Here is a 22,334-nt window from a genome sequence, read left to right on the forward strand (position 1 = left end):
TACTAGGCTCAAACCGAAACCGCAGAAGTGAGGAGCCGAGGATGGTCACCACCAGTCGTCACGTCAAGCGCAGCGCCATTGAGTCCACTGCGGTCGAACTGAATCCGGTCTTCGTTCGCCCGGGCGAGGCCACCGAGCTGCCGAAGTTCCGCATCCCGTCGGCCGAGAGCCTGCCTGAAACGGCCTACCAGATCGTCCACGACGAGGCGATGCTCGACGGAAATGCGCGGCAGAATCTGGCGACTTTCGTCGGAACCTGGATGGACGATCAGGCGCAGCATCTCTATCTGGATGCCGCCGACAAGAACATGATCGACAAGGACGAGTATCCCCAGACCGCCGCGATCGAGAACCGGTGCTGGACGATGCTCGCCCACCTGTGGCATGCGCCCGATCCCGACCACACCATCGGCACCTCGACCATCGGATCGTCCGAGGCTTGCATGCTGGGCGGGCTGGCCTTGAAGAGGCGCTGGCAACATGCCCGCACAGCCGCCGGGAAACCGACCGATCGTCCGAATCTCGTGATGTCGAGCGCAGTGCAGGTTTGCTGGGAGAAGTTCTGCAACTACTGGGATGTCGAGCCCAGATTCGTGCCGATCAGCGAGGACCACAAGGTGCTCGACGGGCACGATCTCGAATCGTATGTGGACGAGAACACCATCGGTGTGGTCGCCATCATGGGTGTGACCTATACCGGCATGTACGAGCCGGTCGAACAGATCGCGGCTGCCCTCGACCGGATTCAGGCAGCGACCGGTCTCGACATCAAGATCCATGTGGACGGCGCCTCCGGCGCGATGGTGGCTCCGTTCCTGCAGCCTCAGCTGCGCTGGGATTTCGCAGTCGATCGGGTGGTCTCGATCAACACGTCCGGGCACAAATACGGGCTCGTTTATCCCGGCGTCGGCTGGGTGGTGTGGCGGGACCTCGAATCGCTGCCCGAGGACCTGATCTTCCACGTCAGCTATCTGGGCGGCGATATGCCCACCTTTGCACTGAACTTCTCCCGCCCCGGCGCACAAGTGCTGCTGCAGTACTACCTTTTTCTGCGGCTCGGACGCGAGGGCTACCGTCGGGTGCAGGGCGCGGCCCGCGACGTCGCCACCTATCTTTCCGCGGAGATCGGGAAGATGCCGGCATTCGAATTATGGAACGACGGCTCCGATATTCCGGTTTTCGCCTGGCGGCTGCGTCCCGGATATACCAAGAATTGGACGCTTTACGACCTGTCGGATCGGCTCCGGATGACCGGATGGCTGGTGCCCGCCTATCCGATGCCCGACGGACTGAGCGATCTGACCGTGCAGCGCATCGTGGTCCGGGCCGGATTCAGCCACGATCTGGCGGACGCATTCTTGGCTGATTTGAGGGCAGCAGTGGGGTATCTCGATGCCCTGGATGCGCCGATGCCCACCGCCCATCAGCGGTCGGGTTTCCATCATTAGTGGTCTGGACGGCATCGCGATTCGATAGCTGCTGTCTATTGGCCGTCGCCGTTCGCCAACCGCATTATGCGAGGTAGATACTAAGTCGAGTCGGCCATTACAAAGGTAAGCACGGAAGGGCTTCGTTATGCCTGGGTCGCAGCCGGCGTCCGGCGGTCGATTCAGGGTTCGCGGACGGGCATCGCGCTACTTGAAGATAACTGTGCGGATTCCGTCCAGAAAGATGCGCTTTTCGGCGAACAGCCGCACTGCTTCGGTCAACGTCTCTGATTCGAGGCCCTGCCCGATGCTCGACAGTTCGGACACGGACGCGGCATGATCGACGCGCTTCACGTTCTGCTCGATGATCGGGCCCTCGTCCAGATCGGAGGTGACGAAATGCGCTGTCGCCCCGATCAGCTTCACGCCGCGGGTATGAGCTTGCCGATAGGGGTTCGCGCCCTTGAACCCGGGCAGAAAACTGTGGTGGATATTGATGATCCGGCCCGACAAATCCGAGCACAATTCGGGTGAAAGAATCTGCATATAGCGGGCCAGCACGACCAGATCGATATCAAGATCACGGACGCAATGCCTGATCCGATCCTCGAATTCGTGCTTATTTTCCGGCAACACGACCTGTGATCCGAAATCGATGCCGTAGAACTCGGCCAACGAACGCAGGGCATCATGATTCGACAAAATGAGCGGGATCTCGATCGGCACGTCGCCGGCACGCAGGTGAAAGAGCAGATCGTTCAGGGGACCGGCCGCCTTGCTGACCAGCACCAGCGCCCGGGCTTTGCGATGGGCCTCACTCACTTCCCAGGTTGCGTCAAAAAGGGCGCTGACCTGGGAAACCACCTGACGAAAATCTTCCGGTTCGACCGGAGTGTCCACTTCGATGCGCATGAAGAAGCGTCCGGTGTCGGTGGAGCTGAATTGCTGAAGCTCGGTGATGTTGCCGCCGCAGCCGACGATCGCTCCGGTGACGGCATGGACGATGCCGGAGGTGTCGTGGCAGGAGAACGTCAATATCAACTGATGCACTCGGGCATCCTACCTGGCGGTTGCCGTGCTTCCCGCGGTTCGTTGTGCGCCTCGCGAACTGCGGTCCGTCAACGAGTCGGGAGAGCCCGGTGACGCCGCTGGTGAAATCGCTGTCAAGAACGCGGCGGCCAGTGAATGTACAGCCGCGTGACTATTCCATCAGCGACAGGGAAGAAGCCGGGCGCATCGCAGAGAGCGATCTGCTCCGCATGTGAAGCAAATAGGTGTGCTCCGAGAATCCCAGGCGGTACGCCACCTGAAGAGAACGCGGCCGTGGCAGGGGCCAAGCCGCTAGATTTGGGCGCAGTAACCGTCATGCGGGTCGGGAATCGGCTCGGGCATCGAATACAACAGGGGAGCGTTCATGGCCAAGATCAAGGTCGCCGGTACCGTCGTCGAACTCGATGGGGACGAAATGACCCGCGTCATCTGGTCATTCATCAAAGACCGGCTGATTCTGCCCTACCTCGACGTCAACCTCGACTACTACGACCTCGGCATCGAGAACCGGGACGCCACCGACGACCAGGTGACCGTCGACGCGGCGAATGCCATCAAGCGCGAGGGTGTCGGCGTCAAATGCGCCACCATCACCCCCGATGAGGCGCGCGTCCAAGAATTCGGGTTGAAGAAGATGTGGCGTTCGCCCAACGGCACCATCCGCAACATCCTCGGCGGCGTCATCTTCCGCGAGCCGATCGTGATCAGCAATATCCCCAGATTGGTCCCGAACTGGACGAAGCCGATCGTGGTCGGCAGGCATGCCTTCGGCGATCAGTACCGGGCCACCGATTTCAAAGTGCCCGGTGCCGGAACCATCACCCTCACCTACACCCCGGACGACGGGTCACAGCCGATGGAGGTCGAGGTCGTCAAGATGCCCGAAGGCGGCGGCGTCACGATGGGCATGTACAACTTCAATGAGTCGATCCGCGACTTCGCGCGGGCGTCCATGAGTTATGGCCTGCAGCGCGGCTACCCGGTGTATCTGTCCACCAAGAACACGATCTTGAAGGCCTACGACGGCCAGTTCAAGGATCTGTTCGCCGAGGTCTTTGAGAACGAGTTCAAAGACCGGTTCGAGGCGGCCGGCATCACCTATGAGCACCGGCTGATCGACGACATGGTCGCTGCCGCCCTGAAGTGGGAGGGCGGCTACGTGTGGGCCTGCAAGAACTATGACGGCGACGTGCAGTCCGACACCGTCGCGCAAGGTTTCGGCTCGCTCGGCCTGATGACCTCGGTGCTGATGACCCCGGATGGCAAGACCGTCGAGGCCGAGGCCGCGCACGGCACGGTGACCAGGCACTTCCGCCAGCATCAGCAGGGCAAGGCGACCTCGACCAACCCGATCGCGTCCATCTACGCTTGGACCGGTGGCCTCAAGCATCGCGGCAAGCTGGACGGCACCCCCGCGGTGACGGCTTTTGCCGAAACCCTCGAGCAGGTCTGCGTCGAGACCGTCGAGGCGGGCAAGATGACCAAGGATCTGGCGCTGCTGGTCGGTCCCGAACAGCAGTGGCTGACCACCGAGCAGTTCCTCGCGGCGTTGGACGAGGGGCTGGCCGCGAAACTTGGTTGATCTGCGGCCGCGACTTGTTATTGGGTGCGGTTTTACACACTGGAGCTGTAAAACCGCACCCAATAATGAATGTACCGCGCATGACACCCGGTAGCCCGTTCATTGTGAGTGATTTGACGTCTTCAGGGCACGAAATCACTCACAATGATTCGGCAGGCACAGACTCGCGCCGCGGCGCGATTGCATACCCCAGTAGAATCGTGCGCGTGAGTGATCATGCCTGACCTCCTCATCTCCATCGGGGTCATCTTCGTTCTGCTGTTCGTCGGCTTCCTGTTCTCGGCCGCCGAGATGGCATTGGTGACGCTGCGCGACTCCCAGATCCAGAAACTGCAGGCCAAGGGCAAGCGCGGGCAGGCGATCGTCGCGCTGACCGATAACCCGAACAAGTTCCTCTCCTCGGTGCAGATCGGGGTGACGCTCGCCGGATTCTTGTCATCGGCATTCGGCAGCGACTCGCTGGCCGGCAAGTATCTCGCTCCCTGGTTCGAAAGCCTGGGCTTGGCGTCCGGGCTGTCGAGCGTGCTGGCTGTCATCGTGATCACCGCCATCATCTCGTTTCTGTCGATCGTGCTCAGTGAGCTGACTGCCAAACGGATGGCCATGCAGCGTACCGAGGAGTTCGCGCTCGCGTTGGCCCCCATGGTCAGCGCTATCGCCAAAGTCGCGACTCCGCTGATCTGGTTGATCGACAAATGCACCAACATCATGGTGCGCATCCTCGGGGGTGACCCCGCAGCCGCGAAGGAGGCCGTCACCGAGGACGAGCTGCGCTCGATGGTGGCCAACGCCGACATGCTCGGCGACGAAGAACGCCGCATCGTCGACGACGTCTTCGACGCGGGCGATCGCAGCCTGCGCGAGGTGATGGTGCCGCGCACCGAGGTCGATTTCCTCTCCGGAGATATGCCCGCCTACCAGGCCGTTCGGTTGGTGCAAGACAATCAACGCTCGCGATATCCGGTCACCGACGGCTCGCCCGACCAGATCATCGGGTTCTTGCACGTTCGCGACCTGATGAACCTGGACACCGCCACCAGACAGGCGCCGATCAGGCAACTGGTGCGTCCGATTCTGAGCCTGCCCGAGACCGTGAAGGTGCTGCGGGCGCTCACCGAGATGCGCCGTGAATCGTCCCATCTGGCGATCGTCCGGGACGAATACGGCGGCACCGCCGGCATCGTCACCATGGAGGACCTCATAGAAGAGCTCATCGGCGACATCACCGACGAATACGACGTGGTGGACGCCGACCAGATCCAGCACGAGATGGTCTCCGACCTGGAAGGACTGATCTCGCTCGAGGATTTCGAGGACCGCACCGGATTCGTCATCCCGGAAGGCCCCTACGACACCCTTGCCGGATACTTCATGTGGGTGCTCGGACGCGTGCCGAAGCTGAACGACAAGATCGTTGTCGAGTTGGCCCCGGAGAACGCTCCGGAGGACGACCCCCAGCTGACCCGTTTCTCGATGCGGGTCTCCGAGATGGACGGCCACCGTATTGCCTGGATCGACCTCGGCCGGCTGGAAACGGTGGGGGCACCGGCAGCGCCCGAATCAAACTCCACTTCTGCCAGAAGCTAACCCTCGACACTTCTGTGTGGATCGATCATTTTCACAAGCGGGACGCACGGCTTGTCGAGTAGTGACCGAACGGGGCACCTTGTCAGAAGACAGGGCACCCGTTCGGCAACTGCATCAGATATCAGGCGTCGATCATCTCGCCGGACAGGAAGTCCGCATAGGCGGGCAGATCGAGTTGGCCGTTACCGGAGATGCCGATCAAGATGACCTGGCCCTCGCCGTCATCCTCGGCTGCCTTCAGGTGCTCGACGGCACCGGCAATGGCGTGATTCGATTCGGAGGCGGGGATGATGCCCTCGGCGCGGGCGAACAAAACCCCGGACGCGAAGGCTTCGCGCTGCTTGATCGCCACAGCGTCCAACAGCTTCTGGTCGTACGCCGCGCTGACCAGCGGGGACATGCCGTGATAGCGCAGCCCGCCGGCGTGCACGGCGGCCGGCACGAAGTCGGCGCCCAGCGTAAACATCTTCAGCAGCGGCGTGAACCCGCCGGCATCACCGAAGTCATAGCGGTATTCACCCTTGGTCAGCGAGGGTGCGGCGTCCGGTTCGCAGGCGCGCACATGCACATTCGCGCCCTCGGCAAGGTTCCGGTGCAAGAACGGGAAGGCGAGCCCGGCCAGATTCGAACCACCACCTGCGCAGGCGAAAAGGTGATCCGGCAGCCGCTCGCCGGCCAACTCCAGTTGAGCCAGTGCCTCCAACCCGATCACCGATTGATGCAAGGCGACGTGATTGAGCACGCTGCCCAGCGCATAGTTCGCTTCCGGATCGCCGGCAGCGACCTCAATCGCCTCGCTGATCGCCATGCCGAGCGAGCCCGGGGTGTCGGGAAACTTCTCGCGCAGCTGTCGTCCGATCTCGGTTCCATCCGACGGGCTCGGGGTGACGTGGCCGCCGAAGGTTTCCATCTGGATGCGCCGATAGGGCTTGGTCTCGTAGCTGCTGCGAACCTGCCAGACGTCGCAACGCAGCCCGAAGACCTGACACGCGAACGACAAGGCGGCACCCCACTGGCCGGCACCGGTCTCGGTGCACAGCCGCTTGATGCCGGCCTGCTTGTTGAAGTAGGCCTGCGCCACCGCGGAGTTCGGCTTGTGGCTGCCCACCGGAGAGGCACCCTCGTACTTGAAGTAGATGCGCGCCTTGGTGCCGAGCGCCTGCTCGAAGCGGCGTGCCCGATAGAGCGGGGAAGGGCGCCACAACCGATAGACCTCACGCACCTCGTCAGGGATTGGGGTCCATCGCTCGGTGCTCATCTCCTGCTCGATCAACGCCTGCGGAAAGATCGCTGCCAGATCTTGCGGCCCGGCGGGCTGCTTGGTGGCCGGGTTCAACGGTGGCGGCGGTGCCGTGGGAAGATCGGGAGTGAGGTTGTACCAGTGCGTCGGCAGCTGGTCCTCGGGCAACAAAAACTTGGTGCGCTCATCGGTCATGGGTCGAGGTTATCGGATCGGTGCGCTACCGTCGCTGGGTCGTCCCATCAGGAGGTATGCAATGCATCTGCGTGATTTGGTGATCTGCGTCGCCGGTGCGGCGGTTCTCAGCGGTTGCGCAAGTGGTCCGCAGGGTGCCTCCGGTGCCGCGAGCGACGGATCGCCCACGCCGGGCGCGTTCAAGGCATGCATGGCGGCCGACAGCGCCGGCTTCGCCGATGGCGCGGAGAACCAGGCCGCCTACGAAGGCATGCTGCAGGCCGCAACCGAACTGAATCTTCTGGTCAGTCAGGCGCAGGCGGACGACGACGCCGACTATGCGTCCACCGTGAATGATCTCGCCGAAGGTGGCTGCTCGCTGATCGTCACGGTTGGCGATGCACATGCCGGGGACGCGCAAACCGCCGCTCAAGCCCATCCCGGCGTGTTCTTCTTGCTGGTGGACGCCCAGGCCGAGACCCCTCAGACCAACCTCAAACCGCTGCTTTTCGACACCGCGGATGCGGCCTTCTTGGCGGGATACGTGGCAGCCGCGCAAACCTCGAATGACCGGGCAGCAGTCGCGTCCGACGCCGATGACGTCTACCGAAACGGCTTCACCGCAGGCGTCGACTACTACAACCAGGCCAAGGGAACCAACGTCACGGCCTCGGACACAGATGGTGCGGTCAGCGATTCCGTCCGAAAGGTGGTGGACGCAGCAGTCATCACGACCATCGGTGAGGCCACCCGGGGCCAGTTCACCAGCGCCCCCTATTTCGGGACGCTGAAAGACGGGGGAGTCGACATCGTGCCACTGCCAGACGACGCCAGCGACGAACTGCAGGCCGAGGTCGCCCAGTTGCGCGCCGGCCTGATCGACGGATCGATCACCCCTCCGGCCGCCGGTTAGGGCCGAGCCGTTGTGCCTCCCAGGCGTCGGGGCCGGAGACCATTAGGCTAACGAATCATGAAAAAGGGATCGAGCGTGCTCGTTGCGGGATTGTTGGCATGCGCTCTTGCAGGATGCGCCCAGCCCCCGGTGATCGATTCGACGGCGTCCGCAGAGCCTCAAGAGGCCGATGGCTATCAGGCCTGTTTGATGACCGACGCGTCCGATGACGCCGAGGGTGGCCCCGCGCAGCAGGCCCTCGACGGGCTGGACCGGGCCAAGACCGAACTCGGCGTGCAGATCAACCCGATGACGGCAGAATCGTCCGCCGATTATCCTCAGGTGCTGCAGACGCTGGTCGATTCGGATTGCTCGGTGATCATCGCGCTCGGCAGCGGGACGGCCGACTCCACCCAGGCCGCCGCCAAGGCCAATCCGGGGGTGCAATTCGCTCTGGTCGATGCCATCCCCAACTCGGCGCCGGCCAATCTGCGAACCGTGATCTTCAGCACTCACGAGTCGTCCTTTCTTGCCGGATATGCTGCGGCGGCGAGTTCTTCGAGCGGAAAGGTCGGCGTGTTCGGGGCACTCAGTGTGCCGGCGGTGACCATCTATATGGATGGTTTCGTGCAGGGCGTCGACTACTACAACGACGCGAAGGACGCCGACGTCGAGGCGCTGGGCTGGAGCCTGGACTCTCAGAACGGGACCTTCGTCCGGTCGGACAGCTCGCCGTACGAAGACGCCTCGGCGGGACAGGCGGCCGCCGAATCGTTGACCGACGATGGCGCCGACGTGATCATGGCCGTGGCGGGGAAGTCGGGCGAGGGCGCCTTGCAGCTCGCCGAGTCCGACGGCAAGACCAAGGTGATCTGGACCGAAACCGACGGATGCCTGACCGAGGCCGACTATTGCGGTCAGCAGCTGGGGTCGGTCGTCAAAGACCGTGGCGCAGCCATCTATGAACTGATCAAGACCGATCAAGAAGGACGCAGTTCCTCCGGTGCCTTCACGGCTTCGCTGCGCAACGAGGCGACGGCTTTCGTCCCGTCCAGCTCTGCTGATCTCGGAACCGATCTGAGCAAGGAATTGGACGACATCGCAGCGAAAATCGTCGACGGCTCGATCACCGTAACCTCGCCGTCCGCGATCGGATAAGCCGCAAAGCTGCTCGGCACGTGCTGCCATCGATAGCTCCGCAACCACTCTCCGAGGGACCGGCTACGCGGACATTATTACGTGAGGCACGCGCAACGCTTCCCGGACCTTTTAGCTGAGTCAAGTCGGGCACGGGCGCATCGGCGCCGCAGTTGCTAGGATAAACACGGAATTCAACCCTGATCCGCGGGTCGGCGTAGCCGGAAAGCGTTGGACGAGGGTTTAGCAGGAGGATGGTTCGATGTCGCAGGCGATGCCTCAACAGTTGGCGCAACCGGTATTGGTCACGCCTGCCAAGGCAGCCATCTTCTTGACGCTCACTGTGCGGCAGGGCTGCGAGCAGGCCGCGCGGGAGGCCTTGGCCGATGTTCCGGGGCTACGGCGATCGGTCGGCTTCCGCATTCCCGAGGCCGGCCTGACCTGCGTGGTGGGTATCGGATCGAGGTTCTGGGATCGCGCCTATACCGATTTGCCCCGGCCTGCCGGTCTGCACCCGTTCATCCCGCTGAGCGGATCGGTGCATACTGCGGTATCGACCCCGGGCGACCTCTTCTTTCATATCCGGGCCACCAGACAGGATTTCTGTTTCGAGCTCGCCCGGCAACTGCTCATCGGGCTGGACGGTCTGGTCGACGTGGCCGACGAGGTGCACGGCTTCCGCTACTTCGACGAACGCGATCTGCTCGGGTTCGTGGACGGTACCGAAAATCCGGAGCCTCCCCTTGATGACGTCACCGCCGCGCTGGTCGCCGACGACGCCGTCTATAACGGGGCCAGCTACCTGATCGTCCAGAAGTACTTGCACGACATGACCGCGTGGGAAGCGCTGCCGGTCGAGGAGCAAGAAAGGGTCATCGGGCGCACCAAGCTCAGCGACATCGAATTGGACGACGACGTCAAGCCTTCCAACAGCCACGTGGCATTGAACACGGTCACCGGGCCGGACGGCGACGAGCAGCAGATCGTCCGCGACAATTTGCCGTTCGGCCACTTCGGCGACGCCGAATTCGGTACCTATTTCATCGGCTACGCCGCCGACGTGAGCGTCACCGAGCAGATGCTGACCAACATGTTCATCGGCGATCCGCCCGGAAACTATGACCGCATCCTTGATTTTTCGACGGCAGTGACGGGTTGCCTGTTCTTCGTGCCGCCTGCGGCATTCTTGGAAGATCCGGAAGATTTTGCGATCGCGGACGCCCCGGTGCGTTCTGTCGAGACAGCAGCCGTCGTCGGCGCCGCGGACGCAGCGGCAGCCGGGATCACCGACCACACAGATACCGCACCTAGCTCACCCGCAGATGGCTCGTTGGGTATCGGCAGTTTGAAAGGGAGTCACCACTAATGAACAACCTGCATCGTGAACTCGCCCCGATCTCCGAGGCGGCCTGGGCGCAGATCGAAGAAGAAGCACGCCGCACCTACACGCGCTGGATCGCCGGGCGTCGGGTCGTCGATGTCACAGGGCCCGATGGCGAAGAACTGTCGGCGGTCGGCACCGGCCATCTGCGTCCGCTCGACGAGGCCGAGGACGGCGTCATCACCCGGCAGCGTGAGGTGAGACAGGTGATCGAACTCCGGGTTCCGTTCACCGTGACCCGTGCCGCGGTGGACGATGTGGTGCGCGGCGCGCAGGATTCCGATTGGCAGCCTGTGAAGGATGCGGTGCAGCAGATCGCCTTGGCAGAAGACCGGGCCGTCTTCCACGGACTTGCGTCCGCGGCGATCGAGGGAATCGCGCAGACCAGCAGCAATGATCCGATCGTGGTGCCCGAGGACGTTCGCGATGTGCCCGAAGCGGTGGCTCATGCGGTGAGCGAGTTGCGGCTGGCCGGTGTGGACGGTCCCTACACGCTGCTGCTTTCGGCTGATCTGTACACCAAGGTCTCGGAGACGACCGACCAGGGCTATCCGGTCTCGGAGCATCTGGCCAGGGTGCTCGATGGCGAGGTCATGTGGGCGCCCGCCCTGAAATGCGGAGGGGTGCTACTCACCACCCGCGGCGGTGACTACGAGCTACACCTGGGTCAGGACCTGTCGATCGGCTACTGGTCGCATGACGCGAACGGCATCGAGCTGTACCTGCAGGAGTCGTTCACCTTCTTGAGCTACACGGCCGAGGCGAGCGTCGTGCTGAGTTCGGTCGCCAAGTAGCGTTTCGCACGTGATCATTGCAGCGGCGGACGGGTCGTCCTTGTCGAATCCCGGCCCCTCGGGTTGGGCCTGGTATGTCGATGACGATTGCTGGCATGCCGGTGGTTGGCCGAAAGGCACCAACAACAAGGGTGAACTGTTCGCCGTGCTCGACCTGCTGCGCTCGACCCAGCATCTGCCGGACGAGCCACTCAAGATTCTCTGCGACAGCCAGTACGTGATCAACGCGGTCACCAGATGGATGCCTGGCTGGAAGCGCAAAGGCTGGAAGAAGGCGGACGGTAAGGCCGTCCTCAACCAGGACCTGCTGAAGCAACTGGACGAAGCACTGGCCGGACGCGATGTCAGCTTCGAATGGGTCAAAGGGCACGCCGGACATGCCATGAACGAGGCCGCTGACGGCAGGGCCCGCGCGGCGGCTACCGCCTATCGCGATGGCACCAAAGTCGATCATGGGCCCGGGTTCGCGGGTTCGGAACCGGCCGACGAGTCCGTTCTCGAAGAGGTGGCGGCTACACCCGACGTCGCTGTCGTCCGCCGCGAAGTGGCCGAGAAGAGAGCAACAGCCGAGCCGGGATTGGACGCCCAGCCGATGCTCGGGCTCGAATTCGATCCCGACATCGACCAGGTCACAGGCTTCGAGAAAGAACTGCTGACCGACAAGGTGCGTAGCAACCCGGAGCGGGTGCGGCAGTTATTGCATCCGAAGTTCAGCGAATTCGGGGCGTCCGGGCGCATCTGGACGCGCAATCGCCTGCTCGCCGAAATCGGCCCCATGCCGGTGCGCGTCAGCTTTGAGCCCATCGGTTCGGAGCGGCTGGCCGAAGATGTCATCTTGTTGAGGTGGCGTGCAGTCGGGGCACACAGCACCTGGCTGCGCAGCTCGATCTGGCAGCGCCTGGACGGCCGCTGGCGGCTGCTCTTCTCCCAGGGCACCCAAGTTCCGTGATCTTCTGGCCGGCCAGAGAATTAGCGCTGTCTCGGCGGTGATATGTATTCCGTCCCAAACGGGAAAATAAAGTTGCTGGTGAACGACGCGGGAAACAGAAGATCCATCGATGCATTGCGTCAACGCCAGGCGCTCAGCGCGGGTCGGTGGCGCGCCGGATCCAATCGCCCATGCCGGGGGTGATGAAACGCAATCCACCCGCTGCGTCGCGGTAGATGGTGCCCTTCTTGATCAGCCGATCACGCAGATACGAGACGGCAGACGCGCGTTTGTGAAGTTTGCGCGCGACGTCTCCGCCGGTGGGCAGAGTAATGGAGTCTTCAACATCGGCAAGTGCGGCGAGATACTCGCGTTCCTTCGGGCTGGCGTCGTCCCATCTGCTCTGGAAGAGCTGTGCGAGGTCGGCAACGATTCGCGGTGTTGCCTTCTTCGCGTGGGCGATGGTGATCGTCGGCGAGCCGTGCGAGGCGCGCCAAGCGAAGTGCCCGGCTACCTGGATGGCGTAGGGATATCCTCCGGAAAGCTCCAGCAGCGCATCAACGCAGGCCTCGCTCATCGGACGCCCGGATTGGGCGGCCGGGCCACTCAACGCTTCACGGGCATCCACCGTGGGCAGGGTCTCCAGGGCGTGCCATTCGGCTCGTTCCAAATATGTGGGGAGCGTGCGGCCGCGATTGCCGCGTAGCGAGGGCAGCGTCGCGATCACCATCACCAGCGGCCATCCTTCGGGGACGTTTTCTTGCAGCACTCCGCCCAGCTCGAGAATCTCGGCCGCGGACGAGTTCTGCAGTTCGTCCAGAGTGAGCAGCAATCCGCTGTCCCGTTTCACCGCGGCGGCCATGGTCGTGCGGAATTGTTGCCCGAGGGTTGAGTCGACGTGTTCTGCCTCCCACTCGATCTCCACTCCGCCGCCGATCCCGATTACCTGGGCTTCAACCTTCGTGGAGGTGATCTTTGAGTGAGTCTTGGTGCGGCCTTTGGGGGCTTCACCGTGGAAGAGCTTCTCGGCGACCTGAAGCTTTGCGATCAGCTCAGGCAGCATCTGAGCACCCTTGGCCTCGACATGCACGGTGGGCCAGGAGAATCGGGTGGCGGCTGCCTGGGCAATTTCACCGAGCGTCACGGTCTTGCCGACGCCGCGCGGTCCGACCAGCACGATCGGACGAGGGGTCCTGCCGTCGAAGGCGGCGACCTCGAGTGCTTCGCCTGCGGCGTCCAAGATATCGTCGCGTCCGGCAAAGACCAGGGGCGCCTGATTGAAGCCCGGACGATAGGGATTCGGTTGTCGCGAAGGTGTCTGTTCCGACATGCAGCAGAGTCTAGTGGTTATAGCGCCGAATGGCCGCTATAGCACGATATAGCAGGTAGGAATGTCCGTCCGGTATTTCTGGCGGCGATGAATCCAGTTCTCGCGCCCGAAATCGAGAGCCGCGCCCGAGATCTCGAGCGCGGGAGCAGATTTCGGGCGCGGCTGCGAAAGGGGCTCGACTGCCCTCGGCCTTCCTAGGCGTAGGTGGCGCATTCGCCGACCACGTCGATGTGACCGTTGCCCTCGATGAAGTCGATCTGGGCGGACGCAATGGTGCCGCGTCCGTGATCACCGAAGTAGAGGTTGCCTTTCATCTTGTCGTAATTGCCCATCAACCCGTCCGCGATCCAGGCATCCGCGACCTGCTGGGCAACAACCTCGTTGGCCTGGGTGATGTCCAGGAAATCCACGTTGTCGGTGGCGGTATCCAGGTCGCGCGTGGAGAACTGACCCTCCAGGCTCACCTGCGTGCCCTCGACTCCGGAACCGTTCGTGCAAGACGCTTCAGAGATCTCCAACGGAACTCCCCACAGTAGAGCGGGATCCGTGGCATTCAATGCGCTGGCCTGCAACGCGGCGAGATCCTCGCGGACCGCGGAGACGGGAACCGCCGGATCGACTGGCTCGATCGGCGAATAGGTCTCGGCTGGAGCGGGGGCCGCGGTGGGCGTGGCGATCTCGGTCGGATAGCCGGACGAATAGTCGGTGGCGGGGGAGTGATATCGGACGAAGGCCCAGGTCTGCCACAAGGTGACGGCGACCAGCCCGGCAACGATCGCTCGCCAGGCGAGCTTGCGTCCCGGCAGCGACAACTTGAGGTCTTGATTTCTGCGCCGCCAAGACAGCAATGTGGCGCAGATCCCCGTTGCGAGAGTCCAGACAATGATCGGCGGAGCAAGCGGAAATGACCAAGCCGACCAGTGGTATTTGGATTGCGTCAGGGCCTGGAATATCGCCAGGACCGCGCCGAAACCGCCGCAGGAAATGAGCACTTTGGTGAGGGGCGACCGCGCGTTCATGGTGGTCCCGGTGACGAGACCGATGAGCACTGTGATGGCAGCGACAACAGGCGTCCAGCCGGCGGCGAAGAGCCAGAAGATCTGGGCGGCGGACACGACATAGAGGTCCCCGAACCGTGCGGCGACGAACGCGGCGATGACAATCGCACCGACCAGAAACGCCGAAACTCCGACCCACAGCGCATGACCGATCACGCGCAGCAGCGGCGTCCGGATGTTCACAGGTCACCATTGTGGTACCCGGGGAACCGATCTGCATCGGCTCTCCGTCCCGAGGTCTGAGTCAGGTGGACCGACTTTGGGCGTACGCGATGTAATACAATTGTGTTACCGGGTCGTGGCCGAGAGAAACCCCCCGTCGTCCTGGTTGGCAGAAAGACTGGCAGTGAATACAAGGGGTGAAACGATGACGAACACTACAATCTCGCTTCGGTTGACGGCCGAGGAAAAAGCATTGATCTCTGAATGCGCGACGACATACGGCGTTTCAGTTTCAGAGTTCTTACGGGAATCTGTTTTGGAGCGGATCGAGGACGAGTTCGATCTACGGGTATGGGACGAAGCCAAGGCTGAGTTTGAATCCGACCCCACTACGCTGACCGCGGCCGAGATCGCGGCCAAATACCTATGATGTGGCGGCTGCTCTATTCGCGCCGCGCCGACAGACAACTAGCAAAGCTTGATCCGGGTGTGCGGAGAGTGATCGTTGCATGGCTGGCGAAGAACATTGACGGGTGCAGCGATCCCCGGGCTCATGGCAAGGGACTGACGGCTGACTTGTCCGGTAAATGGAGATACCGGATTGGCGACTATCGGGTGCTGTGCGAGATCCGCGACCACGACCTGGTGATTCTGGCTCTTGAGGTCGGCCACCATAGCAGGATCTACCGGCCGTGATTGGGCGTAACCACCTATAGGTTGCTTACTGCCTTGAATACAGAGGCTCTGCTGCTTTCGGCAGTGCCGGTCTTCATTAACGAGAGATGCAACTGAGCAGCGCTGTATGCGTCGCTGTTCGTGATGACAAAGCGAATCGGTTCCCGGGATGAGCCGTGAACGGAACACTCTTGCCGAACCCCTAGAATCGGACCCATGTGCGCTCACGTTCTTGCTACCGCTGCTTGGCCCTATGCGAATGGGCCGCGTCATATCGGGCACGTCTCCGGCTTCGGAGTGCCCTCCGACGTCTTTGCACGGTTCATGCGAATGTCGGGCCACGAGGTGCTGCTGGTTTCGGGTTCGGACGAGCACGGCACCGCCATCCAGGTGAAGGCCGAGGCCGAGGGTCTCACCCCGCAAGAGGCCGCTGACAAGTACCACCGCATCATCGTCGAGGACCTGCAAGGCCTCGGGCTCAGCTACGATCTCTACACCCGCACCACCACCGAGAACCACACCAAGGTCGTGCAGGAGATGTTCCGCGTGCTGCACGACAACGGCTACATCGTCGAGAAGACCCTGATGGGTGCCATCTCGCCTTCGACCGGACGTACCCTGCCCGACCGCTACATCGAGGGCACCTGCCCTATCTGCAAGTTCGAGTTCGCCCGCGGAGACCAGTGCGACAACTGTGGCAACCAGCTCGACCCGATCGACCTGATCAACCCGCACTCCAAGATCAACGGCGAGACCCCCGAATTCCGTGAGACCAGCCACTTCTTCCTCGACCTGCCGGCGCTGGCCGATCAGCTGAAGGACTGGCTCGACACCCGCCAGGACTGGCGTCCGAATGTGTTGAACTTCAGCTACAACTACGTCAAAGAACTCAAGCCGCGCGCCATCACCCGCGACCTCGACTGGGGCATTCGCATCCCCGTCGAGGGCTGGGAAGAAGACGACATGAAGCGCATCTACGTGTGGTTCGACGCGGTCACCGGATACCTGTCGGCGTCCATCGAGTGGGCCAAGCGCACCGGCGATCCGGACGCCTGGCGAGCCTGGTGGACGACCGACAACGCCCGTTGCTATATGTTCATGGGCAAGGACAATATCGTGTTCCACTCGGTGATCTGGCCCTCCATGCTGCTCGGCGTCAACGGCCAGGGCAGCCGCGGTGGCAAGCCCAGTGAATGGTTCGGCACCCTCGATCTGCCGACCGAAGTGGTCAGCTCTGAGTTCCTCACCATGAAGGGTTCGAAGGTCGACACCTCGCACGGCCACGTCATCTACGTCCGTGATTTCCTGCGCGAATTCGGCCCCGATTCGCTGCGTTATTACATCGCGGTCGCCGGGCCCGAGTCGCGCGATACCGATTTCACCTGGGACGAATTCGTCCGCCGCAACAACACCGAACTGGCGAATGAATGGGGAAACCTGGTCAACCGTTCGGTGTCGATGGCCAATAAGAACAATGGCGCCATCCCGCCGATCCACGAGTTGCTGCCGGTCGATCAGGAGCTGCTCGGTTCTTCTAAGGCAGCGTTCGATACCGTCGGCACCCTGCTGACCCAGCGCAAATTCAAGCAGGCCATCTCGGAGGCCATGCGGGTGGTCAGCTCGGCCAACCAGTATTTGTCGCAGACCGAGCCGTGGAAGCTGAAGGACGACACCGACCGCCGCGACACCGTGCTGCACGTCGCCCTGCAGATCGTCTCGGACGCCAACACCTTGCTCACCCCGTTCATGCCGCATTCGGCTCAGAAGGTTTTCGAGTTGCTGGGTGGCGAGGGTGTCTGGGCGGCTCAGCCCGAGATCCGCGAGGTGGACGAAGGCCAAGGCACCCGTTCCTACCCCGTGCTGACCGGAGATTATGCGAGCGAGCGGGCCCGCTGGGAATCGCGTCCGATCGTGGCGGGCACTCCATTGAGCAAGCCGACCCCGTTGTTCCGCAAGCTGGACGAGAAGCTGGGCGAGACCGGCCCCGAGTGGGCGCCGCTTTCGTAACACGGCTGGCAGTGCCAGAGCCATCAGATCAACGGCAGCCCCGGCAGGTTGGTTGCAGGTCTCAGGCCGCGCACGATATCGAGGTCGGGTTCTGCCATGCCGGTCGCAAGACGAAGCCGGTAGCGACCGTCAACCGTAGCGCGACACGCGCAGATGACTTGGTCGCCGTTTGCCTGAGCCTGCTGATCTCGTATGCCTTGGCTAAACTGACCACGGAGGTGTGAGATGTCTACTGCAGTACCGTCACCGTTGATCGAAATGCCTGGTGGAGTTCAGATCCCGCAACTGGGATTCGGCACCTACAAGGTGGGCCAGGACGAGGCGTATTCGAGCGTCCAGGCTGCTCTTGAGGCCGGATACCGGCATATCGACACCGCCGAGATGTACGGCAATGAGGCCGAGGTCGGCAAGGCGATTGCCGAAAGCGGCGTGCCGCGCGACGAGGTCTTCATCACCAGCAAGCTCAACAATCCTTTCCATGAACCGGACGCCGCCCGCAAGGCGTTTGCCCAGACCCTGGAAGATCTGCAGGTCGATCACGTCGATCTTTTCTTGATTCACTGGCCGTTGGCGAAGACCACGGACTATGTGGCGACGTGGCGCACCATGCTGGAGTTTCAGCAAGATGGCAGGGCACGTGCGGTCGGTGTCTCGAATTTCGAGCCGGAACACTTGCACGCGATCATCGACGCGACCGGTGTGACGCCCGCGGTCAACCAGATCGAGATTCATCCCTATCTGGCCCAGCAAGACCTGGTCGGGGTGAACAACGAGCTGGGCATCGTCACCGAATCCTGGTCGCCTTTGGGGCGAGGGAGCCTTCTCGAAGACCCGGTGATCACCTCAGTTGCCGAAGATCTCGGACGCTCAACCGCCCAGGTGATCATCCGCTGGCATCTGCAGCGCGGCCTGGTGGTGATCCCGAAGTCGGTGCATCCCGAGCGCATCGCAGCCAACGCCGATGTTTTCGACTTCGAGCTGACCGAGGCACAGATGGGCCTGATCAATGCCCTCGATCGGGGACAGCGCACCGGATCCCACCCTGACAAGGTGGAGCTTGCATGAACCTGACGGCCTCCGATATCGAGAAAGCCGCCGGAAATCTGGCGAGGGTCGCCCGCCGGACCGAACTGATCAGAAATGACCGGTTGAGCGACCTCACCGGCGCGCAGGTCTTGCTGAAGCGCGAAGACCTACAGCCGGTCCGCTCCTACAAGCTGCGCGGCGCCTACCATCTGATGAGCACCCTCACTGATGCCGAGAAGGCTGCCGGCGTGGTCTGTGCTTCTGCCGGTAACCACGGGCAGGGGGTCGCCTATGCGTGTGCACGGCTGGGCATCAAGGGGCGCATCTTCTGTCCCACCACCACACCCAGGCAAAAGCGCGACCGGATGAGGTCGCTCGGTGGCGAGTGGGTCGAACTGATCTTCGTCGGCAACTCCTACGATGAGGCGTCCGCGGCGTCCAAATCGGTATCGCAGAGTACGGGTGCGGTGCAGGTGCCCGCTTTCGATGACCTGCGGACGATCGCCGGTCAGGGCACGGTTGTTCCCGAGATCGTCGATCAGCTGGGCACCGCGCCCGATGTGCTGCTGGTGCCGGTTGGCGGGGGAGGCCTGCTGTCGGGTTGCCTCGCCTGGCTGAGCGAGCGCTGGCCTGCTACCAGGGTGATCGGGGTCGAGCCGGCGGGAGCGGCATCCATGCAGGCGGCGTTGCGAGCCGGGCATCCGGTGCAGTTGGACCACATCGAGACCTTCGCCGACGGCGTGGCAGTTAGCAAGGCCGGAGACCTGACTTTTGAGATCATCAATCGCATCGGCTGCGAGTGGGCGACGGTCACCGAGGGGCAGATCTGCAGCGAGATGCTCGACCTGTATCAAACCGACGGGGTGATCGCCGAGCCTGCGGGAGCGCTGGCGTCCGCGTCCTTGCGTTCGATCGTGCAGGTCGAGCCTGGCCAAACCGTGGTCGCCTTGGTGTCGGGTGGCAACAATGACGTCTCCAGGTACTCGGAGATCATCGAACGCTCGCTGGTTTTCGAGGGACGCAAGCACTACTTCTTGGTGCAGTTTCCACAAGAGCCCGGAGCTTTGCGGGGCTTCCTCGATGGGGTGCTGGGCCCGGACGACGACATCGTGCTCTTCGAGTACACCAAACGCAGCAACCGTGATCTCGGACCGGCGCTGGTCGGCATCGAGATCGGTGAGCCGTCAGAGCTACCGGCCCTGCTCCAACGGATGGCTGATTCGCCGCTGCAGGTCGAGGCGATCGACCCGGACAGCCCGTTCTACCGTTTCCTGGTCTGAGTGCAGTCGAGCCGATCCGCAGACCGATGGTCGAGCAGTAGTTATCCACAGGCGATCCTGGGGTTGGCGACGAACTGGTAGCTTGCGGTCCAACATCTCTTGACCGCAGGAGTGGACCATGACAACGGATGTCACGTCTCGTCACCGTTCCCGGCGCACGGTTGCGCTAAGCTCAGCGCTCTTGCTGGCTGTGCTGGCAGGAGGTATCTCGTCACCTTCGGCCCATGCCGCTCCAAGTGACACGTCGGCGACGGTGCCGACCATGATCGTGCTGGATGCGTCCGGATCGATGCTCGCCGACGACGCGCCCGGGCTTCGGATCGATGCCGCCAAGCAGGCCGTCACGAACTTGGTGTCCGGGCTGCCGCAAAACTCGGAGCTGGGTCTCATCGTCTACGGCACCGGCACCGGAAACTCGGACGCCGAGATGGCCGCCGGCTGCGAAGACATCAAGACGTTGGTGCCGCTCGGTCCCGTGAATGCGCCGTCGTTCATTTCGACCGTGGATGGGATTCAGGCATCGGGTTATACGCCGATGGGGTCCGCCCTGCGGGCTGCTGCCGACGCGTTGCCTGCCGATGGACCCAGGTCGATCGTGCTGGTCAGTGACGGAATTGACACCTGTGCGCCGCCTCCGCCGTGCGAGGTAGCAGCCGAACTGGCTGCCGGCGGACTGGACCTGGTCATCCACACCGTCGGTTTCCGGGTGGACGATGACGCCCGCGCCGAGCTGGAATGCATCGCGCAGGCAGCGAACGGCACCTACAAGGACGCCGGAGATTCCAAGGAACTGGACGATGCCCTGCGCGTTCAGGTCGACCATGCGATCAATGGCTACACGGCCGAGGGGCAACCGGTGACTGGCGCGGCCGAGATGACCGAGGACGCTCCGCTGCTCGGCGAAGGACAATATGTCGACACCCTCGAAAATGGGAGCATGCTCCCCGTTGACCGGGAAAACGCCAAGTTTTACCGTCTCGATGTGCCTGAAGGGTGGACCGCGCATGTCTCGGCCACGATGTCGGTGCCTGTTGGCGCGTCGGATGAGACGGACGGGTGGTACTTCAATCTCTCCTTGGAGCTGTACGAGGCCGATATGTCATTTTGTGCGTCGCAAGTAAGTATGAGTTCGCCCGACACAAGAGCAGGCGTAACTACCAAGGTTCTGCATAGCAATGAATGCGAGCAACCGACCTACTTGCAACTCGCTCGTGATGGACAGAAGTTCAGCGACGTTCCGGCGACGGTCGAGATCCTGATCCGGTATGAGCCGCCGGCCGACGCGTCCGACTTGCCTACTCCTGAGGTGCTCGAAGCGCCGGCAGAACCCGAGCACAATGACTCCGCGACAGCGGTCCCCGGTGGACTCTCGTATAACGAGGCGACGGTACTTGCCGCAGGTGAAACCTATGAAAGCACCGTGGTGACCGGGGAAACGCGCTATTTCCAGATCCCCGTCACCTGGGGACAACAAATCGCCTACACGATCACATTCACGGGCAAGGACTCCGGTGATAATCGGTGGAGTGACGTGCGGATGTTCACCGATAATCCGCTGCGCGAGAAGATTCCGTTCTTCATAAGCGGGGGATCGTGGGCTCCGGGTTTTGGAGGCACTGAGGAATACGGCGCCGGAAGCGAGGAGAAAGTTCGCTACGGATCGGAGTATTACGGCCTTGATGGCGACTACTACCTGCGCGTCCAGGCCGATGACACGCAGGGCGACGCCTATGAACTGACCTTCTTGCTGACCATGATCACTCCCGGAGATATTGAGCCCGGTCCCGTCTATGACTATTCGGCGATCGAGTCTTCCTCACCTATGCCCGCGCAGGCGCCCGAGGGCTCGGCGGAGTCTCCCCGAACGGCAGTTTCCGGCGCGATGGTCTGGGTCGTCATCGGCGCGGTGATTCTCTTGGCCGCAGCTACGGGCACATGGGTCGTTGTCCGTCGAAGGAAAGAGAAGTCCCATGAGTAACGAGAAGACCCCGGCATACAAGGGACGGTCGATGACGGTTTCGTCGCGCCAGAGATCGGCGAGATCTTGAACCAATGTGTGGCTGAGGCAGACGCAAACCCAAACGATTTCGTGACGATCGATGATTTCGAACGAGAGGTGCGATCAAGGCGCAGTGCGTGAGCTTTGAAATCCGGATCAGCCGCGCTGCGAGACGCCATTTCGATCAGATCACGACTTGCTGACCTTGCGTGCTACCTGGTTCGCGTAAATCGTTATTGCTATCAGGATTGCGATCATCCCGATTTGATAGCTCAAGCTGACGGCCCGTGAGGAGACTGCGAAATCGATCCAATTCACCTTGCCGTGGAAGATAAGCACGACGATCCCCGCCACGACTTGAAGTGCTCCGAGCACGATCATGGGCCAGGCAATCGCGCGATGAGCCGCATACCAGGCGTCCTTACTTGACATGACCGCTTCGGTCTGGATGCCCGCCACCCAGTTCGGACGCAGCCGAGCTCCCCACCAGAGAATCCCTATTCCGAGGAAGATGACTCCAAGAAGTAGGAGCGTCGTCGCTGCGCCTGGCATATCCACCTCCCTGGCGATTGAACTAGAGGCGACGGCGCCCCAACAATCCGATG

General features: G+C 62.4%; 19 protein-coding genes. 14 read left to right on the top strand and 5 right to left on the bottom strand.

Annotation, left to right across the window (positions count from 1 at the left end):
* The first annotated feature begins 41 nt into the window (after positions 1–41).
* Positions 42–1,448 carry a glutamate decarboxylase gene (gene gad / locus QQ658_RS02650; RefSeq protein ID WP_286026135.1) on the top strand — a complete coding sequence of 469 codons (1,407 nt, stop codon included), beginning with the start codon at positions 42–44 and terminating at the stop codon, positions 1,446–1,448.
* Between the two features lie 186 nt (positions 1,449–1,634).
* Here the strand turns inward: gad and QQ658_RS02655 are convergent, their stop codons facing one another.
* A complete protein-coding gene (locus QQ658_RS02655) occupies positions 1,635–2,477 on the bottom strand; it encodes a formyltetrahydrofolate deformylase (RefSeq protein ID WP_286026136.1) in 843 nt (280 codons plus the stop codon).
* Positions 2,478–2,841: 364 nt separating this feature from the next.
* Between QQ658_RS02655 and QQ658_RS02660 the strand changes: the two genes are divergently transcribed.
* Together QQ658_RS02660 and QQ658_RS02665 are read left to right on the top strand one after the other, a co-directional pair.
* Positions 2,842–4,059, top strand: coding sequence for an NADP-dependent isocitrate dehydrogenase (locus QQ658_RS02660; protein WP_286026137.1), 1,218 nt, complete (start codon positions 2,842–2,844; stop codon positions 4,057–4,059).
* Between the two features lie 216 nt (positions 4,060–4,275).
* Positions 4,276–5,646 (top strand): hemolysin family protein, encoded by a 1,371-nt coding sequence (locus QQ658_RS02665; RefSeq protein WP_286026138.1) that lies wholly within the window; start codon positions 4,276–4,278, stop codon positions 5,644–5,646.
* Positions 5,647–5,767: 121 nt separating this feature from the next.
* Here the strand turns inward: QQ658_RS02665 and QQ658_RS02670 are convergent, their stop codons facing one another.
* On the bottom strand, positions 5,768–7,081 hold the full coding sequence (locus QQ658_RS02670; RefSeq protein WP_286026139.1) for a TrpB-like pyridoxal phosphate-dependent enzyme: 1,314 nt from the start codon (positions 7,079–7,081) through the stop codon (positions 5,768–5,770).
* Between the two features lie 61 nt (positions 7,082–7,142).
* On the opposite strand from QQ658_RS02670, the gene QQ658_RS02675 reads away from it, so the two are divergent.
* The 5 genes from QQ658_RS02675 to QQ658_RS02695 all read left to right on the top strand — a co-directional run bounded on the left by QQ658_RS02675 (position 7,143) and on the right by QQ658_RS02695 (position 12,213).
* Positions 7,143–7,973: a BMP family lipoprotein gene (locus tag QQ658_RS02675; protein WP_286026140.1), complete on the top strand. Its 831-nt coding sequence runs from the start codon at positions 7,143–7,145 to the stop codon at positions 7,971–7,973.
* Between the two features lie 57 nt (positions 7,974–8,030).
* A complete protein-coding gene (locus tag QQ658_RS02680; RefSeq protein WP_286026141.1) occupies positions 8,031–9,110 on the top strand; it encodes a BMP family ABC transporter substrate-binding protein in 1,080 nt (359 codons plus the stop codon).
* 241 nt (positions 9,111–9,351) lie between these two features.
* A complete protein-coding gene (locus QQ658_RS02685) occupies positions 9,352–10,455 on the top strand; it encodes a Dyp-type peroxidase (RefSeq protein WP_286026142.1) in 1,104 nt (367 codons plus the stop codon).
* Positions 10,455–11,264, top strand: coding sequence for a family 1 encapsulin nanocompartment shell protein (locus tag QQ658_RS02690; protein ID WP_286026143.1), 810 nt, complete (start codon positions 10,455–10,457; stop codon positions 11,262–11,264). Before QQ658_RS02685 ends, QQ658_RS02690 begins: the two co-directional genes overlap by 1 nt.
* Before the next feature lie 10 nt (positions 11,265–11,274).
* A complete protein-coding gene (locus QQ658_RS02695) occupies positions 11,275–12,213 on the top strand; it encodes a ribonuclease HI family protein (protein ID WP_286026144.1) in 939 nt (312 codons plus the stop codon).
* Positions 12,214–12,346: 133 nt separating this feature from the next.
* On the opposite strand, the gene QQ658_RS02700 is transcribed toward QQ658_RS02695, so the two are convergent.
* Together QQ658_RS02700 and QQ658_RS02705 are read right to left on the bottom strand one after the other, a co-directional pair.
* Positions 12,347–13,522, bottom strand: a complete 1,176-nt coding sequence (locus QQ658_RS02700; RefSeq protein WP_286026145.1) for an ATP-binding protein — start codon at positions 13,520–13,522, stop codon at positions 12,347–12,349.
* Positions 13,523–13,716: 194 nt separating this feature from the next.
* Complete coding sequence (locus tag QQ658_RS02705; protein ID WP_286026146.1) at positions 13,717–14,763, bottom strand: hypothetical protein; 1,047 nt, start codon at positions 14,761–14,763, stop codon at positions 13,717–13,719.
* A 184-nt stretch (positions 14,764–14,947) separates the two neighbouring features.
* On the opposite strand from QQ658_RS02705, the gene relB reads away from it, so the two are divergent.
* The 6 genes from relB (at position 14,948) to QQ658_RS02735 (ending at position 21,708) form a co-directional block, all read left to right on the top strand.
* The gene (relB, locus tag QQ658_RS02710) at positions 14,948–15,172 is read left to right on the top strand and encodes a type II toxin-antitoxin system RelB family antitoxin (RefSeq protein ID WP_286026147.1); all 225 of its coding nucleotides are present in this window, start codon (positions 14,948–14,950) and stop codon (positions 15,170–15,172) included.
* Positions 15,172–15,438 (top strand): type II toxin-antitoxin system RelE family toxin, encoded by a 267-nt coding sequence (locus QQ658_RS02715; RefSeq protein WP_502928927.1) that lies wholly within the window; start codon positions 15,172–15,174, stop codon positions 15,436–15,438. The genes relB and QQ658_RS02715 overlap by 1 nt, the downstream gene beginning before the upstream one ends.
* A gap of 195 nt (positions 15,439–15,633) precedes the next feature.
* Positions 15,634–17,424 carry a methionine--tRNA ligase gene (gene metG, locus QQ658_RS02720; protein WP_286026149.1) on the top strand — a complete coding sequence of 597 codons (1,791 nt, stop codon included), beginning with the start codon at positions 15,634–15,636 and terminating at the stop codon, positions 17,422–17,424.
* Between the two features lie 225 nt (positions 17,425–17,649).
* Complete coding sequence (locus QQ658_RS02725) at positions 17,650–18,489, top strand: aldo/keto reductase (RefSeq protein ID WP_286026150.1); 840 nt, start codon at positions 17,650–17,652, stop codon at positions 18,487–18,489.
* A complete protein-coding gene (gene ilvA / locus QQ658_RS02730; RefSeq protein WP_286026151.1) occupies positions 18,486–19,730 on the top strand; it encodes a threonine ammonia-lyase IlvA in 1,245 nt (414 codons plus the stop codon). The genes QQ658_RS02725 and ilvA overlap by 4 nt, the downstream gene beginning before the upstream one ends.
* Before the next feature lie 118 nt (positions 19,731–19,848).
* Positions 19,849–21,708: a vWA domain-containing protein gene (locus QQ658_RS02735; protein WP_286026152.1), complete on the top strand. Its 1,860-nt coding sequence runs from the start codon at positions 19,849–19,851 to the stop codon at positions 21,706–21,708.
* Between the two features lie 210 nt (positions 21,709–21,918).
* Here the strand turns inward: QQ658_RS02735 and QQ658_RS02740 are convergent, their stop codons facing one another.
* On the bottom strand, positions 21,919–22,281 hold the full coding sequence (locus tag QQ658_RS02740; protein WP_286026153.1) for an SdpI family protein: 363 nt from the start codon (positions 22,279–22,281) through the stop codon (positions 21,919–21,921).
* Positions 22,282–22,334 lie beyond the last annotated feature (53 nt).

Source organism: Propionimicrobium sp. PCR01-08-3 (assembly GCF_030286045.1).
Taxonomy (GTDB): domain Bacteria; phylum Actinomycetota; class Actinomycetes; order Propionibacteriales; family Propionibacteriaceae; genus Brooklawnia.